General features: G+C 38.2%; 1 pseudogene. It reads right to left on the reverse strand.

Features of this window, described 5'->3' with window-relative positions:
- Positions 1-510 (reverse strand): annotated as a pseudogene (locus R7093_RS27205) (pilus assembly protein TadG); the annotation flags it as partial.
- Between the last annotated feature and the right edge of the window lie 50 nt (positions 511-560).

Raw genomic sequence — 560 nt, forward strand, 5'->3', positions numbered from 1 at the left:
ACTAGATATTCTTTTCTTAAGGCTTTCACACAAACCATGCTCACCCACTAATGACTTTAAGAATTTGTCATAAACCTGATAATAATAAGTTCGCCCATCATACTGGTCTACGTAATATTTAGTCACGACGTCATACTTATCTCTATAATATCTATTTCTATTCAGTCCCATCGGAAATTGCACATCTGTATCTGCACCATCAGAAAGAATAATAAACACTTGCTCTGGGTTTCGATCTTCCTTTTTAACTTTATCCGCTTCTTTCGCCGCAGCAATTAAACCGAGCCATGATTGAGTACCGCCACCTCTTGCTGGCATCACTTTGTGGGAGTTTAGAATATCAATAAATTCCTGATATTTATCAGTCAGAGGGATATCCTGCGACTTATTATAATCACTAGCATAGTGCGGCTTTTGCTCTACTACAGACTTATCAAACATCTTATCGACGATGCTTTCAAATGACGCTTCAGTGTGAGAAAACTCACTTGCATAATCGTATAACTTCACTCGACCAGCGCCTTTATCAAACTTTGCGTTGTAGGCGTTATACGTTAAAA

This window comes from Vibrio sp. 1580, from assembly GCF_033340055.1.